13 protein-coding genes are annotated in these 15093 nt (G+C 74.1%); 9 read left to right on the top strand and 4 right to left on the bottom strand.

The genetic code is table 11. From position 1 onward, the window contains the following. Positions 1-11: 11 nt before the first annotated feature. From ACLFMI_RS19385 to ACLFMI_RS19365, 5 genes are all read left to right on the top strand, one after another. Complete coding sequence (locus ACLFMI_RS19385; protein ID WP_410949309.1) at positions 12-2231, top strand: acetyl/propionyl/methylcrotonyl-CoA carboxylase subunit alpha; 2220 nt, start codon at positions 12-14, stop codon at positions 2229-2231. After that, complete coding sequence (locus ACLFMI_RS19380) at positions 2228-3385, top strand: acyl-CoA dehydrogenase family protein (RefSeq protein WP_410949308.1); 1158 nt, start codon at positions 2228-2230, stop codon at positions 3383-3385. Before ACLFMI_RS19385 ends, ACLFMI_RS19380 begins: the two co-directional genes overlap by 4 nt. A 130-nt stretch (positions 3386-3515) precedes the next feature. Then, positions 3516-4535, top strand: coding sequence for an NADP-dependent oxidoreductase (locus ACLFMI_RS19375; protein WP_410949307.1), 1020 nt, complete (start codon positions 3516-3518; stop codon positions 4533-4535). A 22-nt stretch (positions 4536-4557) separates the two neighbouring features. Further along, positions 4558-6021: a fused MFS/spermidine synthase gene (locus ACLFMI_RS19370; RefSeq protein WP_410949306.1), complete on the top strand. Its 1464-nt coding sequence runs from the start codon at positions 4558-4560 to the stop codon at positions 6019-6021. Between the two features lie 147 nt (positions 6022-6168). Continuing rightward, the gene (locus ACLFMI_RS19365; RefSeq protein ID WP_410949305.1) at positions 6169-6609 is read left to right on the top strand and encodes a hypothetical protein; all 441 of its coding nucleotides are present in this window, start codon (positions 6169-6171) and stop codon (positions 6607-6609) included. A gap of 33 nt (positions 6610-6642) precedes the next feature. Here the strand turns inward: ACLFMI_RS19365 and surE are convergent, their stop codons facing one another. Further along, positions 6643-7410 carry a 5'/3'-nucleotidase SurE gene (surE, locus tag ACLFMI_RS19360; RefSeq protein WP_410949304.1) on the bottom strand — a complete coding sequence of 256 codons (768 nt, stop codon included), beginning with the start codon at positions 7408-7410 and terminating at the stop codon, positions 6643-6645. A gap of 143 nt (positions 7411-7553) precedes the next feature. Here surE and ACLFMI_RS19355 point away from each other — a divergent pair, with 143 nt between their 5' ends. After that, positions 7554-8927 (top strand): ATP-dependent 6-phosphofructokinase, encoded by a 1374-nt coding sequence (locus ACLFMI_RS19355; protein ID WP_410949303.1) that lies wholly within the window; start codon positions 7554-7556, stop codon positions 8925-8927. An 18-nt stretch (positions 8928-8945) separates the two neighbouring features. On the opposite strand, the gene ACLFMI_RS19350 is transcribed toward ACLFMI_RS19355, so the two are convergent. Together ACLFMI_RS19350 and ACLFMI_RS19345 are read right to left on the bottom strand one after the other, a co-directional pair. Continuing rightward, positions 8946-9764: a transglutaminase family protein gene (locus ACLFMI_RS19350; protein ID WP_410949302.1), complete on the bottom strand. Its 819-nt coding sequence runs from the start codon at positions 9762-9764 to the stop codon at positions 8946-8948. A 3-nt stretch (positions 9765-9767) separates the two neighbouring features. Further along, positions 9768-10718, bottom strand: a complete 951-nt coding sequence (locus tag ACLFMI_RS19345; RefSeq protein WP_410949301.1) for an ATP-binding protein — start codon at positions 10716-10718, stop codon at positions 9768-9770. 355 nt (positions 10719-11073) lie between these two features. Here ACLFMI_RS19345 and ACLFMI_RS19340 point away from each other — a divergent pair, with 355 nt between their 5' ends. Both ACLFMI_RS19340 and ACLFMI_RS19335 read left to right on the top strand, forming a co-directional pair. Next, positions 11074-11526 (top strand): MaoC family dehydratase, encoded by a 453-nt coding sequence (locus ACLFMI_RS19340; RefSeq protein WP_410949300.1) that lies wholly within the window; start codon positions 11074-11076, stop codon positions 11524-11526. Positions 11527-11574: 48 nt separating this feature from the next. Next, a complete protein-coding gene (locus tag ACLFMI_RS19335) occupies positions 11575-12786 on the top strand; it encodes an acetyl-CoA C-acetyltransferase (protein WP_410949299.1) in 1212 nt (403 codons plus the stop codon). Between the two features lie 123 nt (positions 12787-12909). On the opposite strand, the gene ACLFMI_RS19330 is transcribed toward ACLFMI_RS19335, so the two are convergent. Then, positions 12910-13398, bottom strand: coding sequence for an inorganic diphosphatase (locus ACLFMI_RS19330; RefSeq protein WP_410949298.1), 489 nt, complete (start codon positions 13396-13398; stop codon positions 12910-12912). Positions 13399-13623: 225 nt separating this feature from the next. Here ACLFMI_RS19330 and dacB point away from each other — a divergent pair, with 225 nt between their 5' ends. Next, a complete protein-coding gene (dacB, locus tag ACLFMI_RS19325; RefSeq protein WP_410949297.1) occupies positions 13624-15033 on the top strand; it encodes a D-alanyl-D-alanine carboxypeptidase/D-alanyl-D-alanine endopeptidase in 1410 nt (469 codons plus the stop codon). Positions 15034-15093 lie beyond the last annotated feature (60 nt).

Here is a 15093-nt window from a genome sequence, read left to right as displayed (position 1 = left end):
AAGAGGAACCGATGTTCTCCACGGTGCTGGTCGCGAACCGCGGCGAGATCGCGGTCCGCGTGATCCGGACGCTGCGCGCGCTCGGGGTGCGCAGCGTCGCCGTGTACTCCGACGCGGACAGCGACGCCCCACATGTCCGGGCCGCCGACGAGGCCGTCCGGATCGGCCCGGCCGCCGCGGCGGAGTCGTATCTGTCGATCGAGAACGTGATCGCCGCGGCCAGGGCCACCGGAGCGCAGGCGATCCATCCCGGCTACGGGTTCCTGTCCGAGAACACCGCGTTCGCGGCCGCCTGCGAGCAGGCCGGGATCACCTTCGTCGGACCGCCGTCGTCGGCGATCGACGCGATGGGCGACAAGGTCCGCGCGAAGCAGACCGTCGCGAAGGCCGGGGTGCCCGTGGTGCCCGGTTCCGACGGGGCAGGTCTGTCCGATGACGACCTCGTCGAGGTCGTCACCGAGATCGGCTACCCGGTGCTGCTCAAGCCGTCGGCCGGTGGTGGCGGCAAGGGCATGCGCGAGGTACACGGTGCGGCCGACCTCGCCGACGCGATCGCCGGGGCCCGCCGGGAGGCGCGCGGCTCGTTCGGCGACGACACCCTGCTCGTCGAGCGCCTGGTCGCCACCCCGCGGCACATCGAGATCCAGGTCATGGCCGACGGGCACGGGAACGTCGTGCACCTCGGCGAGCGGGAGTGCTCGCTGCAGCGCCGCCACCAGAAGATCATCGAGGAGGCGCCGTCGGCCCTGCTCACCCCCGAGCAGCGGTCCTCGATGGGTGCCGCGGCCTGCGAGGCCGCCCGTGCCGTGGGCTACACGGGCGCCGGGACGGTCGAGTTCATCGTGGAGGGCGGCGGCCGGGCGTCGGGGGATGGAGCCCCCGGGCTGGAGTTCTTCTTCCTGGAGATGAACACTCGCCTGCAGGTCGAGCACCCGGTCACCGAGGAGGTCACCGGGCTGGACCTGGTCGAGCTGCAGCTCCGCGTGGCGGCCGGCGAGCCGCTCCCGATCGGTCAGGACGACGTCGTGCTGACCGGGCACGCGGTCGAGGCTCGGGTGTACGCCGAGGCGGCTGCCGTCACCCCGCGCAGCGCAGGCGGCGCGGGCATCGAGGCCGGGGACGCGCTGACCTTCCTGCCCTCCGGCGGTCCCGTGCTCGCGTGGGCGGCCCCGGCCGGGGTGCGGGTGGACGCCGGGATCGAGACCGGCAGCGTCGTCGGCTCGGACTACGACCCGATGCTGGCCAAGGTGATCGCGCACGGCGCGACCCGGGACGAGGCGCTCCGCCGCCTGGACGCCGCGCTCGCCGGCACCGTGCTGCTCGGGCTGGACTCGAACATCGGGTTCCTGCGGTCGCTGCTCGCCGACGACGACGTCCGCGCCGGCAACCTGGACACCGGCCTGATCGCGCGCCGCGGCGCGGCGCTGGTGACCGGCGACGTCCCGGCGGACGTCTTCGGTGCCGCGGCCGGTCACGCCCTGCTGCGGCTGGAACCGGCCGGGCCCGTGGTGGACCCGTTCGACGTGCCCGGCGGCTGGCGGGTCGGTGAGCCGGCCTGGACCGCACGCCGGCTGGTGGGCGGGGGCGCCGACACCGTCGAGGTGCGGGTGCGCGGCCGGGCGTCCGGCTTCGACCTGGCCGTGCCCGGCGACGCCGGTGCCGGCTCCGACGCCGGTGCCGGCCCCGACCCCGAGCCCGGCTCCGACGGCGGGACGGCCGGCTCGGAACCGGCGTCGGTGACCGCGGCCGGGACGGTCGTCCGGTGCCGCACCGTGGCGGTCGGCGGCGCCGTGGCCGCAGGGGGCACCGCGCTGGAGCACACCCAGGACGGCCGCACCCGCCGGTACGCCGCCGCCCAGGGCCCCGACGGCGTGCTGTGGCTATCCCGGGACGGCCACACCTGGGGCGTCCGGGAGCAGGAGCCCCTCGAAGCCGCCCGCACCGCGGCCGCCGACGGCGGCGGCCCGGTCACCTCGCCGATGCCGGGCACGGTGACCGTCGTCGAGGTCGCCGAGGGCGACACCGTGACCGCCGGCCAGAAGCTGGTGGTCGTCGAGGCCATGAAGATGGAACACGTGCTCACCGCCCCCGTCGACGGGACGGTGCGCGAGCTGAGAGCCCGGTCCGGCGGCACCGTCGCGAAGGACGCGGTGCTGCTCGTGGTCGAGAGCAGCGACAGCGGAACGAGCATCGGCACCGAGGCCCCGACCCACCAGGAGGACCCGGCATGACCACCACCGAGACGACGTCCGCCGAGGAGTACGAAGCGCTGCGCGCCTCGGTCGAGGAGTTCGCGCGCAAGGAGGTCGCCCCGGTCATCGGGGAGCTCTACATCCGCGAGGAGTTCCCCTACGACATCGTGGCCAAGATGGGGCAGATGGGCCTGTTCGGCCTGCCCGTCTCCGAGGACCACGGCGGGATGGGTGGCGATTTCTACGCGCTCTGCCTGGCCCTGGAGGAGCTGGCCCGGGTCGACTCGTCGGTCGCGATCACCGTCGAGGCCGGGGTCGGGCTCGGCGCGATGCCGATCCACCGGTTCGGCACCGAGGAGCAGAAGGCGCGCTGGCTGCCCGACCTGGCGGCGGGCCGCGCCCTCGGCGCCTTCGGCCTCACCGAGCCCGGCGGCGGCTCGGACGCGGGTGCCACCCGCACCACCGCACGCCTGGAGAACGGCGAGTGGGTGATCAACGGGTCGAAGTGCTTCATCACCAACTCGGGTACCGACATCACCTCGGTCGTCACCGTGACCGCCGTGACCGGGGAGAAGCCGGACGGGCGCAAGGAGATCTCGGCGATCCTCGTCCCGGCCGGCACCCCCGGGTTCACCGTGTCGCAGAAGTACTCCAAGGTCGGCTGGAACTGCTCGGACACCCGCGAGCTGTTCTTCGACGACGTCCGCGTCCCCGAGGCGAACCTGCTCGGCGAGCGCGGCCGCGGCTACGCCCAGTTCCTGTCCATCCTGGACGAGGGCCGGGTCGCGATCGCCGCGCTGTCGGTCGGGCTGGCCCAGGGCTGCGTCGACGAGTCGCTGCGCTACGCGCACGAGCGCGAGGCGTTCGGCAACACGATCGGCTCCTACCAGGCGATCCAGTTCAAGATCGCCGACATGGAGGTGCGGGCGCACACCGCCCGGCTGGCCTGGCAGCACGCCGCCCGGCTGCTGGTCGAGGGCAGGCCGTTCAAGCACGAGGCCGCGATCGCGAAGCTGGTCGCGTCGAACGCCGCCATGGACAACGCCCGCGACGCCACCCAGATCTTCGGCGGGTACGGCTTCATGAACGAGTACCCGGTCGGGCGCTTCTACCGGGACGCGAAGATCCTCGAGGTCGGAGAGGGCACCTCCGAGGTCCAGCGGATGCTGATCGCCCGCCACCTGGGCCTGTAGCCCACGCCCACGCCCACCAACGCTGCTTCGAGGGCGGCCCGGGGTCGGTGTGGCCGGCTCCACAACACGGACGTGGCCGGGTGGGGTGGGCGCCCGGGTGTGGCGCGTGGTGGAGGGGTACACCGGGGGCATGAGCGATTCGATCAACCATCAGGTCCGGCTCGCCGCGCGTCCCACCGGGACGCCCGGGCCGGAGGTCTGGGAGCACACCACCGAGCCGGTCGGCGACCCGGCCGCGGGCCGGTTCGTCGTCAAGGTCAGCCATGTCTCGCTGGACCCGGCGATGCGCGGCTGGATGAACGAGGGGAAGTCCTACGTCCCACCGGTGGAGGTCGGCGCCGTGATGCGGGCGCTCGGGCTCGGTGAGGTCGTCGCGTCGAACCATCCGGAGTTCGCCGTCGGCGACACGGTGACCGGCGTGCTCGGCGTCCAGGAGTACCTCGACACCGACGGGCAGGGTCTGCAGAAGGTCACCCCGACGGCCACGGTCCCCCCGGAGCGCTACCTGGCCCTGCTCGGTATGACCGGGATGACGGCGTACTTCGGGCTGTTCGACGTCGGTGGCCTGCGCGAGGGCGAGACGGTCGTCGTGTCCGGGGCCGCGGGCGCGGTCGGCAGCGTCGTCGGGCAGCTGGCGAAGATCAAGGGCGCTCGGGTGGTCGGCATCGCCGGTGGTCCGGAGAAGTGCTCCTGGATCACCGACGAGCTCGGGTTCGACGCCGCGATCGACTACCGCGCCCAGGACGTCGCGAAGGAACTGCGCACGCTGGCTCCGGACGGGGTGGACGTCTATTTCGACAACGTCGGCGGCGAGATCCTGGACGCGGTCCTGACCCGGCTGCGCTACGGCGCCCGGGTCGCGATCTGCGGCGCGATCAGCACCTACAACGCCAGCGAGCCGGTGCCCGGCCCGCGGAACTACCTGTCCCTGCTGGTCAACCGGGCCCGGATGGAGGGCTTCATCGTCAGCGACTTCGCCGAGCGCTGGGGCGAGGCCGCTCGCGAGCTCGCCGGCTGGCTGGCCGAGGGCCGGATCCACAGCCGGGAGGACGTCGTCGACGGCACGGTGGACGACTTCCCCGAGGTGCTGCTGAAGCTGTTCCGCGGGGAGAACACCGGCAAGCTGGTGCTCCGCCTGCGCCAGGGCTGATCGCGCCCGGCACGATGGCGGGGTGCGCCTCGCTCTCGCCCGGACCGCCGTCGTCGTCTCCGGGGCGGCGATCCTGGTCGTCGAGACCCTCGCGACCCGCCTGGTCGCCCCCTACGTCGGGCTGACCCTGGAGTCGACGACCGCGGTGATCGGGGTGGCGCTGGCCGGCATCGCCCTCGGTTCCGCGCTCGGCGGCCGGTGGGCCGACCGGCACGACCCGCTGTGGGTGGCGTCGCTCGCCCTGGTCGTCGGCGGGCTCGGGACGCTGGCGGTGCGCCCGATCGTGCGGGTGCTCGGCCCGGTGTTCGGCGCCGGGCCGACCGCGGCGGTCCTGCTGGTCGCGGCGTCCACACTGGTCTCGGTGACGGCGCTGGCCGCGGTGGGCCCGGCCGTCACCCGGGCCCGGCTGACCGGGTTGGAGCACTCCGGGGAGGTCGTCGGCGGGCTGTCCGCGGCCGGGACGCTCGGCTCGCTGGCCGGGACCTTCGCCACCGGGTTCATCCTGGTCGCGCTGCTGCCGGTGAGCGCGATCCTGATCGTCACCGCGGTCGCCTGCCTGATCCTCGGGGTGGTCGTCGCGCCGGTCCGGCCGTGGCGGCACCTGCTCGGCGGCGGCGGGGCGGCGCTGCTGCTGGGCGTCGCGCTGGTCGCCGTCCCGGGCCGGTGCGACGCCGACACCACCTACTACTGCGCGTCGGTCCAGCCCGATCCCGCCGACCCGGCCGGGCGCTACCTGGTGCTCGACGACCTGCGGCACTCCTACGTCCGGCTCGGCGATCCGGCACACCTGGAGTTCGCCTACACCCGGCGGTTCGCGGCCGCGATCGACACCGCGTTCGCTCCCCGGGATCCGCTGGACGCGGTGCACGTCGGTGGTGGCGCGCTCACCATGCCGCGGTGGCTGGCCGCGACCCGCCCGGGCAGCAGCTCGACCGTGCTGGAGCTCGACCGCGGCGTGATCGAGCTCGGCGTCCGGGAGCTCGGCGCCGGTGCGGTACCGGGCGTCACCGTGCGCACCGGCGACGCCCGGGTCGGGCTGGCCGCGCTGCCCGACGACTCCGCGGACCTGGTCGTCGGGGACGCGTTCGGGGCCCGGTCGGGGCCCTGGCACCTGTCGACGCGCGAGTTCCTCGACGAGGTGCGGCGGGTCCTGCGCCCGGACGGGCTCTACGTGCTCAACGTGATCGACCGCGACCCGCTGGACCTGGCACGGGCGATGACGGCCACGGTGGACGCCCGGTTCGGGCAGACGATGCTGGCGGCCCGCCCGGACGAGTTCACGTCGGGCGGTGGCGGCAACCTGGTCGTGGTCGGCTCGGACCGGCCGCTCGACCCGGCCGCGCTCGCGGCAGCGGTGGCCCGCTCCGGTGAGCCCGGCGCGGTGCTCGACCCGGCGCGCACGGCGGCGTTCGCCCGGGACGCCCCGGTCCTGACCGACGACCGGGCCCCGGTCGACCAGCTCATCACCACCCGCCTGGAGGGCTGACCGGTGTGCCCGGACCGGTGGGCACCGGGCCGGCGCCCGCCCCGGCGGGGCGTGATCGCCGGGCCGGACCGGGCCTGCCGCGGCCGCGCTAGGGTCGCGCCGGAGACCGGGGCCCTACACGCCGCGGCCGAACGAGGGGGAGACACGGTGGCGACCTGGGACGATCTGCATTCCTACGTGGTGGTCCGGTACGAGATCGTCCGGCAGACCGCGCACGAGCTGCGGTTCCGGCTCCCGACGACCGGTGACCGGACCCAGCTCGTGGTCGTGCGCCGGGTGACCGAGGACGCCGCCCGGCCCGGCGTCGAGGTGACCGAGGCCGCGGCGGCCGTCGCGGACCCGGGGCAGGAGTGGGTGCAGATCATCTCCCCGGTCGCCCGGATCGCCGACGTCGACCTGGCGCGACTGCTGGAGCTGGCCGGACCGTCGGTCCTCGGCGGGCTCGCCGCCGAGGAGGGTGTGGTCGTCTACCGGCACTCCATCCCGCTGCGCCCGGCCGCCCTGGACGGCTTCGAGTTCCCGTTCCGGCAGGTCGTGCACCTGGCCGACGAGCTGGAGCACGCGCTGACCGGCGCCGACGAGCACTAGTGCCGACGCCCGGCGGGCAGCGTCACCGGTCGATCAGGCCGGGTAGCCGGTGACGCCGTCCCGGGTCCCGATCGGGGTGAGCTCGGTGACGGTGGGGTGGCCCGCGTCGAGCAGCGCGACGTCGGTGCCCGGCTCCGCCTCGCCGTAGTCCTCGGAGACCAGTGCCTGCAGGCCGCCGGGGCGCATGCCGTCGGGCTCCCGGTGCACCATCCGGACCCGGACGGCGCCGGAGGCACACAGCCGGGCCTCGCGCAGCGGCGGCAGGTCCGCAGCCGGCACGTCCGGCACGTTCACCGACCACGGGGTCCCGGCCGGACGCCCGGCGAGGCGCTCCAGCAGCCCCGGGAGCAGCCCGGTCACCGCCGGCCAGTGCGGGTGCTCGGGCAGCCGCAGCCCGCAGTGCAGCGAGAACGCGATCCCGGACCAGCCGTTCAGCGCCCCGGCCAGCACCGCGCCGATGGTGCCGGAGTGCAGCACCTGACTGCCGGTGTTCGCGCCCGGGTTGATCCCGGCCAGCACCAGGTCCGGCTCGCGGGACAACCAGCCCTGCCCGGCCGCGCGCACGATGAACGCGGGATCGGCGTCCAGCCCGAACGCCGGGAACCCGCCCGGGATCTCCTGCTCGGTGACGGTGACGTGGCCGTCGGTGACCACGCCGCGCACCGATCCGCCTGCGCCGCTGGCGTCGCCCGCGGGTGCCGCGACGATCACGTCGTACCCGGCGTCCGCGGCGCCGCGGGCCAGGGCGTGCAGGCCGGGAGCGTGGATGCCGTCGTCGTTGGTCACCAGAGCGAGGGGCACGCCCGTCACACTAGGTGTGGCCCGACCTGACACCGGCACCGGTGGTGCACGATGATCGGGCCCGACGCCCAGGGCTGGATCGATCCGGTTCCGCTCGGGGACAGCACGAGGTGACAGGACGAGCAGGAGGAGGGGATCCCGTGATGGCCTGGGAGCACGGCGGCATCAAGCCGGACGACCTGGCGATCGACACCCTCGGCCCGGCCCGGATCACCTCCCCGCTGGCCCCGCTGCTGGACGCCCGCCGCACCACCGAGCACTACGTCGACACCGACGACCGGGTGCTGCTCGACGACACCGCGGCCGGGATCACCGCGCGCGGCGTCGAGCTGGCGGACCTGCCCGGCCTGGAGCCGTGCGGCCCGCGCCGGGAGATCTACTTCGACCCGTCGAAGACCCGTGCGGGCATCGTGACCTGCGGCGGGCTGTGCCCCGGGCTGAACGACGTCATCGCCGGGCTGGTCCGCACGCTGACCTACCACTACGGCGTCCGCCGGGTGGTCGGGTTCCGCAACGGCTACCGCGGCTTCGTCTCCGCCTACGGGCACGACGTGGTCGAGCTCACCCCGGAGTCGGTCCGGGACACCGCCGTGGACGGCGGCACCTCCCTCGGCACCTCGCGCGGCCCGCAGGACCCCGAGGAGATCGTCGACTGCCTGGAGCAGATGCACCTCAACGTGCTGTTCGTGATCGGCGGCGACGGCACCATGCGGGGCGCGATGGAGATCGCGCGGGTGGTGGCCGAGCGGGGGCTGCGGATCGCCGTCGTCGGGATCCCGAAGACGATCGACAACGACATCCCGTTCATCGACCAGAGCTTCGGTTTCCAGACGGCGTTCTCGCAGGCCAGCGAGGCCATCCGGTCGGTGACGGTGGAGGCCAAGTCCACCCCCGGCGGCGTCGGCCTGGTGAAGCTGATGGGCCGGCACTCCGGCTTCATCGCCTGCTACGCCTCGCTCGTCCGCTCGGACGCCGACGCCGTGCTGATCCCGGAGGTGCCGTTCGAGCTGGACGGCGAGACCGGCCTGCTGCACCACCTGCGTCGCCGGGTCGAGCAGCGGGGGCACGCCGTCGTCGTGGTCGCGGAGGGAGCCGGGCAGGAGCTGCTGCCGCCGGTCGGGCGCACCGACGCCTCCGGCAACGCCAAGCTCGCCGACGTCGGGCCGTGGCTGCGGGAGCGGATCGCCGACTCGTTCGCCGGAGCCGGGATGGAGACCACCGTCCGCTACGTCGACCCGAGCTACCTCATCCGCAGCGTTCCCGCGAACCCCTACGACAGCGTCTACACCGTGCGGCTGTCCCAGGCGGCGGTGCACGCGGCGATGTCCGGCCGGACGGCGATGGTGGTCGGCCGGGTCCGCCGCCGGTTCGTGCACATCCCGATGTCGCTCGCGGTCAGCCGGCGCAACCAGGTCGACCCGCACGGCGACCTGTGGATGGCGGTGCTGGAGTCCACCGGGCAGCCGTGGCGGTTCGGCGAGGACTCCGGCGCCCCCACCCGCGCGCCGCACACCTGATCCCGCCCGGGCCCCGGTTCAGTTCAGCTTGGCGCGGTGCTTGCGGGCCTCGAGCCGTACCTGGTCGAGCACCTCGGTGCCGGAGCGCGACCCGCGGCCCGGACCGTCCACCCAGGACTCCATCAGGCGGGCGGCCTCGTCCCAGCGGGCCTGCGCGGCGAGCACCTCGCCGAGCTCGCGGACCAGCTCCGGCCCGTTGTGCCGCAGCCCGAGCCGCATCCGCAGCACCCACTCCAGGTTCACGTGGTCCTTGCCTCGCCGGTAGCTCGCGCGCAGGTTCTCCAGCATGCGGGCCAGGATCTGCCGGGTCGAGACCCGGGGCAGCTGCTCCGGGCCGAAGGGCGTGTCCGAGCCCGTGACCGCCCGGAACAACGCCTCGCAACCGCGCCGGTCCAGCCGCCGGCCGCCGTCGAACGCATCGAGGTAGCGGTCGCTGCCCGGTTCCCGCACGAGGAAGTGGCCGGGCATCCCGACGCCTTCCAGCGGCACCCGGGCCCGGCGCCCGACCTCGATCGCCAGCACGGACAGCGTGATCGGGATGCCGGTGCGGCGCTCCAGCACGTCGGGCAGCAGCGAGTTGCGCGGGTCGCCGTAGTCGGCGCTGTTGCCGACGAACCCGGCCTCACCGAACAGCCGGGCGGTCAGCGAGTCCAGGTCGGTGACGCCGGCGGCCAGCTCGTCCAGGGCGGCGCGCGCCCCTTCCGCTTCCGCGGCGGCGGTACCCGGGTCGGCGGCGGCGCCGGCGGCGATCGCCAGAGCGCCCTCGTCGAGCTGGGGTTCGGGGCCGGTCACCATGCGCAGGAAGCGGGTGACCGGGTCGGCGGCACGGTCGGACACGGCTCAGGGCGGGGTCATGGTGACCCGGACGACGGTGCCCTGCACCGTGTCCGGGTCGTCCTCGGCGGTCCAGACCTGCAGCACGTCGGCCAGCTCGGAGACCAGCCACAGGCCGCGCCCGCGCGCCCCGGCCGCCGGCGGCGCGGCCAGCCCGGGGAACGTGAGCCGGCAGGCGTCCGCGTCGGTCATCTCCGCGACCAGGCCGGCCGGGGTGCGCCAGGCCCGCAGCAGCGGGTTCCCTGAGCCGTGCTCGATGCCGTTGCTGACCAGCTCGTTCACCGCCAGGACCAGGTCCTCGACGCGGCGCGGGCCGAACCCGCTCAGCCGGGCCGTCTCCTCGAACCGGCGGCGCATCGCCCCGAGCCCGCCCAGCTCGACCGGCACGGACAGCAGCGGTTCGCCGAGGTCCTCCGGCGGCGGCTGCGGGTTCTCGGCCAGCAGCTCGTGCTCGGCCCGCCGTCCCACGCCCGGCACCGGGGCGCCGTCGACCAGCAGCTCGTCGTGCAGCTGCCCGGCCCGCTCGCGCGCACCGTCGACGTCGGCGAAGCTGCAGAGCAGGGTCACCGGCAGGCCGTGCAGCGCGTGCGTCAGCGCGAGGTCGAGCCGGGTCCAGTAGGCCTGGTCGGTACCGGGTAGCTCGACCGGCTGACCGACCGTGCACACCCCGTCGGCGCCGTCGGTGAGGGCGTTGCGGACCGCGCGGCCCCAGCGGCCGGCGACGGTGAAGGGCGGCGCCGTGTGCACCTGCTCCGGCGCGCGGAACTCGACGCCGGCGTCCGGCCCGAGCGTGCGCTCCAGCTCCGACCGGCACCGCGGGTCGACGACGACCAGGGCGCGCCGGTCGTGCTCCAGGGCGTCGCTGATCGGGCGCGCGAGCACCGCAGCGTGATGCTCCGGGTCCCGGTAGGGCACGGCCCGGTGAACCAGTCCGGGCGCGGTGGCGGGGGCGCTCATCGGGCCCGATCGTCCGGGCGCCAGTCGGTGCGGGCTCGCAGTGGCGGTGTCGGTCGCAGTGGCGGTGTCGGTCTCACTGGCGGTGTCGGTCTCACTGGCAGGGTCGGTGTCATCGGTGTGGGCCTTCCCGTCGAGGCTGCCGGCCGTCCGTCCTCAGGCGGCTCCTCGCCGACCGACGATAGCCGGGACGGGCATGATCCGCGGCACGAGGCGTGTGGGTTTACCGACTCGACCGCCGACAGGTGCCGCAGGTGCGGTAAGGAAGGGGCCGCGGGTGAACCGGTCGCGCGGTCTGCGCGACGAGCGGTCGCCCGGGGCGACGAAGCGACCAACGATGTGAACGGGAGTGGACCGGATGCGCGTCTTCAACGGAGTCGACGAGCTGCGAGCGGCGAAGGGGACCGAGGTCGGCACCTCGGACTGGGTCACCGTGGAGCAGGAGCAGATCGACGGGTTCGCCGACGCGACCGGGGACCACCAGTGGATCCACGTGGACCGGGAGCGGGCGAGGACCGGGCCGTTCGGTACGCCCATCGCGCACGGCTTCCTCACGCTGTCCCTGCTGCCGGTGCTGGTGCAGGGGGTATACAAGGTCGAGGGCGTGCGGATGGGGATCAACTACGGCCTGAACAAGGTCCGGTTCCTGAGCCCCCTCCCGGTCGGCAGCCGGGTCCGGGGCCGGGTCGAGCTCCTCGACGTGACCGACGTGAGCGGTGGCGTCCAGATCACCACCCAGGTGACGGTCGAGATCGAGGGCACGGACAAGCCCGCGCTGGTCGCCGAGTGGCTCACCCGCCAGCACGTCTGAGTCGCGCGAACCGACCCCGCGACCGACAACACCGAGGAGGAGAAGCACATGCGTGATGCGGTGATCTGTGAGCCGTTGCGGACGCCGGTCGGCGGGTTCGGGGGTGGGCTGCGCGACGTCCCGGCGCACACCCTGGCGTCGACTGTGATCGCGGCCTTGATGGAGCGGACCGGGCTCGATCCGTCTGCGGTGGACGACGTGTTGCTGGGGAACTGCTATCCGACGATGGACGCGCCGGCGATCGGGCGGGTGGCGGCGTTGGATGCGGGGTTGCCGGTGACGGCGTCGGGGATCCAGATCGACCGTCGGTGCGGGTCGGGGTTGCAGGCGGTGCTGTATGCGGCGATGCAGGTGCAGACCGGGGCGTCGGAGGTGGTGCTGGCCGGTGGTGCGGAGTCGATGTCGTCGGCGTCGTTCTACTCGACCTCGATGCGCTGGGGTGTGAAGGGCGGCGCGGGGGTGATGTTGCACGACTCGCTGGCGCGGGGGCGGGTGACCGCGGGCGGTGAGCATCATCCGGTGCCCGGGGGGATGTTGGAGACGGCGGAGAACCTGCGCCGCGAGTATGGGATCCCGCGCGGGGAGCAGGACGAGTTCGCGGTGCGGTCGCATCAGCGGGCGGCGGCGGCGCAGGCGGGGGGTCGGTTCGCCGAGGAGATCGTGCCGGTGACGGTGCGGGGTCGGAAGGCCGACACGGTGGTCGAGGCCGATGAGCACATCCGGCCGGATTCGAGTGTGGACAAGCTGTCGACGCTGCGTCCGATCCTGGGTCGCGATGATGATCAGGCCACGGTGACGGCGGGGAACGCGTCGGGGCAGAACGACGGTGCGTCGGTGTGTGTGGTGACCAGTCCGGAGAGGGCTGCGGAGCTGGGGTTGCGGCCGTTGGTGCGGCTGGTGTCGTGGGGCCTGGGCGGGGTGCCGCCGGCGACGATGGGGATCGGGCCGGTGCCGGCGACGGCGAGGGCTCTCGGTGCGGCGGGGTTGTCGCTGGCCGAGATCGATCTGATCGAGTTGAACGAGGCGTTCGCGGCGCAGGTGTTGGCCTGTACCCGGGAGTGGAAGTTCGCCGAGCCGGATTTCGAGCGGATGAACGTGAACGGGTCGGGGATCTCGCTGGGGCATCCGGTGGGGGCGACCGGTGGGCGGATCCTGGCGACGTTGGCGCGGGAGATGGAGCGTCGGGACGCCCGTTACGGGCTGGAGACGATGTGCATCGGCGGCGGCCAGGGCCTGGCCGCGATCTTCGAGAAGGCCTGACCCACTCCCTGCTTCCTACGCCCCACCTCGCGTTGTGGAGCCTTGACGTCGTCCGAGGTGCCTCTACGGCACGTCACGGCTCCACAACGCTGGGAGGGGGTGGGGCCCGGGGGGCGGGGTGGCTCAGTGGGCCTCGGTCTTGGCCCGCTGGTAGGAGGCCTTGATCTCCCGCTCGGCGTCGGCGCGGCCGACCCAGGTGGCGCCCTCGACGCTCTTGCCCGGCTCGAGGGTCTTGTAGATCTCGAAGAAGTGCTGGATCTCGGCCCGGTCGAACTCGGCGAGGTGGTGGATGTCGCGCAGGTGCTCCTGGCGCGGGTCGTCACTCGGGACGCAGAGGACCTTGTCGTCGCCGCCCTTCTCGTCCTTCATCCGGAACATCCCGATCGCCCGCGAGCGGATGACGCAGCCCGGGAAGGTCGGCTCCTGCACCAGGACCAGCGCGTCCAGCGGGTCCCCGTCCTCGCCGAGGGTGTCGTCGACGAACCCGTAGTCGGCGGGGTACTGGGTGGCCGTGAACAGGGTCCGGTCCAGCCGGATCCGGCCGGACTCGTGATCGACCTCGTACTTGTTCCGGCCGCCCTTGGGAATCTCGATGGTGACGTCGAAGTCCACGGTTCGTTGCTCCTTCAGGAGGGTCACGGTGCGCCGGTCCGGCCGGGCCCGGTGGCCCGCCCGGTCCGGCGGCGTCGGTACTGCCCCCTAGTGTGAGGGACCGGAGGCGCCGGGGTGCAGGCCGGTGACCTCTGCCGGACCGAGTGTGTGCCGCGTCGCACCCCCGACCGGACAGGTCGACCCCGGATGCGTCCGGACGTCGGCGGTGAGGATCAGGAGGTGGGAGTGGGACGCAGGCATCGCCGGTCGGACCGCGGCACCCGGCGGACGGCGGTGATCGCCGTCGCCGTCATGGCGCTCGCCTCGCTGTTCGGGGCGGTCGCGCTGGCCGGTCCGGACACCCGGGACCAGCTCGGCCTCGGCCCCGCCGCGGCGAGCCTCCCGCCGGTGCCGATGCCGCAGCTGCGCCCGCTCACCCCGACCGCGCCGGTGCCCACCACCGCCGGCATCACCCAGGCGCTGGAGGAGCAACTCGGCTCGCCGGCGCTGGGTGACGTCACCGGCGTCGTCATGGACTCGTCCGCACCGCGCGGCGTCGCCCCGCTCTGGGAACGCGACGGCGCCCAGGCGATGGTCCCCGGCTCGACCACCAAGCTGCTGACCGCCGCCGCGGTGCTGCTCAGCGAGGATCCGAGCCAGCGGATCGTCACCAAGGTCGTGCCCGGCCCGACCCCGGACTCGGTGGTGCTGGTCGGCGGCGGCGACCCGTCGCTGACCGCGCTGCCCGCGGGGCAACAGGGCCTCTACCCGGAACCGGCCCGGATCGACGAGCTGGCCGAGAAGGTCAAGCAGGCCGTGGGACGCCCGATCAGCACCGTCTACACCGACACCAGCCTGTGGACGGGCCCGGAGACCTCGCCGGGCTGGGGCGCGAGCGACATCGCCGACGGCTACATCGCCCCGATGTCCCCGCTGATGCTCGACGGCGGCCGCACCGCCCCGCAGGAGCAGGACGGACCCCGCTCGAGCGACCCCGCGCAGGCGGCCGGTCAGGCGCTGGCCGACGAGCTCGGCGCGTCCGACGTGCGCTCCGGGCGGGCCGCCCCCGATGCGCCGACGCTGGGCTCGGTGTTCTCCCCGCCGCTGGCCAGCCTGGTCGAGTACATGCTCACCGCCTCGGACAACGTGACGGCCGAGGCGCTGGCCCGTCAGGTCGCGGTCTCCCGGGACGGCGAGGCCTCGTTCGAGGGCGCGTCGCGCTCGGTCACCGAGGCACTGGTGCAGGCCGGCTACGACGTCACCGGCGTGTCCCTGCACGACGGCTCCGGACTGTCCCGGGACAACCGGGTCACCGCCCGGCTGCTCGGCTCCGTGCTCGCGTCGGCCGCCGCCCAGTCGGACAGCCCGACCGACGTGCAGTACCTGCGCCCGATCCTGACCGGCCTGCCGGTCGCCGGAGGCGGCGGGACGCTGGCCGACCGGTTCACCGGCGGCCCGTCGGTCGCCGGGCGCGGCGCGGTGCGGGCGAAGACCGGGACCCTGAGCGGCGCGTCCAGCCTGGCCGGGGTCGTCACCGACGTCGACGGCCGGCTGCTGGTGTTCGCCCTGCTGTCCAACGGGACCTCGCCCGCCGACGCCCGCCCCGCGCTGGACGAGATCGCCGCGTCGCTGAGCCGCTGCGGTTGTCGGGGCTGAGGCCCGGCGGTCGACGGCCGCAGCGGAAGCACTGAGGCCCGGCGGTCGAGGGCCGCAGCG

This window comes from Pseudonocardia nantongensis (assembly GCF_046546495.1).
Taxonomy (GTDB): Bacteria; Actinomycetota; Actinomycetes; order Mycobacteriales; family Pseudonocardiaceae; genus Pseudonocardia; species Pseudonocardia nantongensis.
Note: the sequence above shows the minus strand (reverse complement) of the source record. Positions and strands in the feature narration are given on the sequence as shown.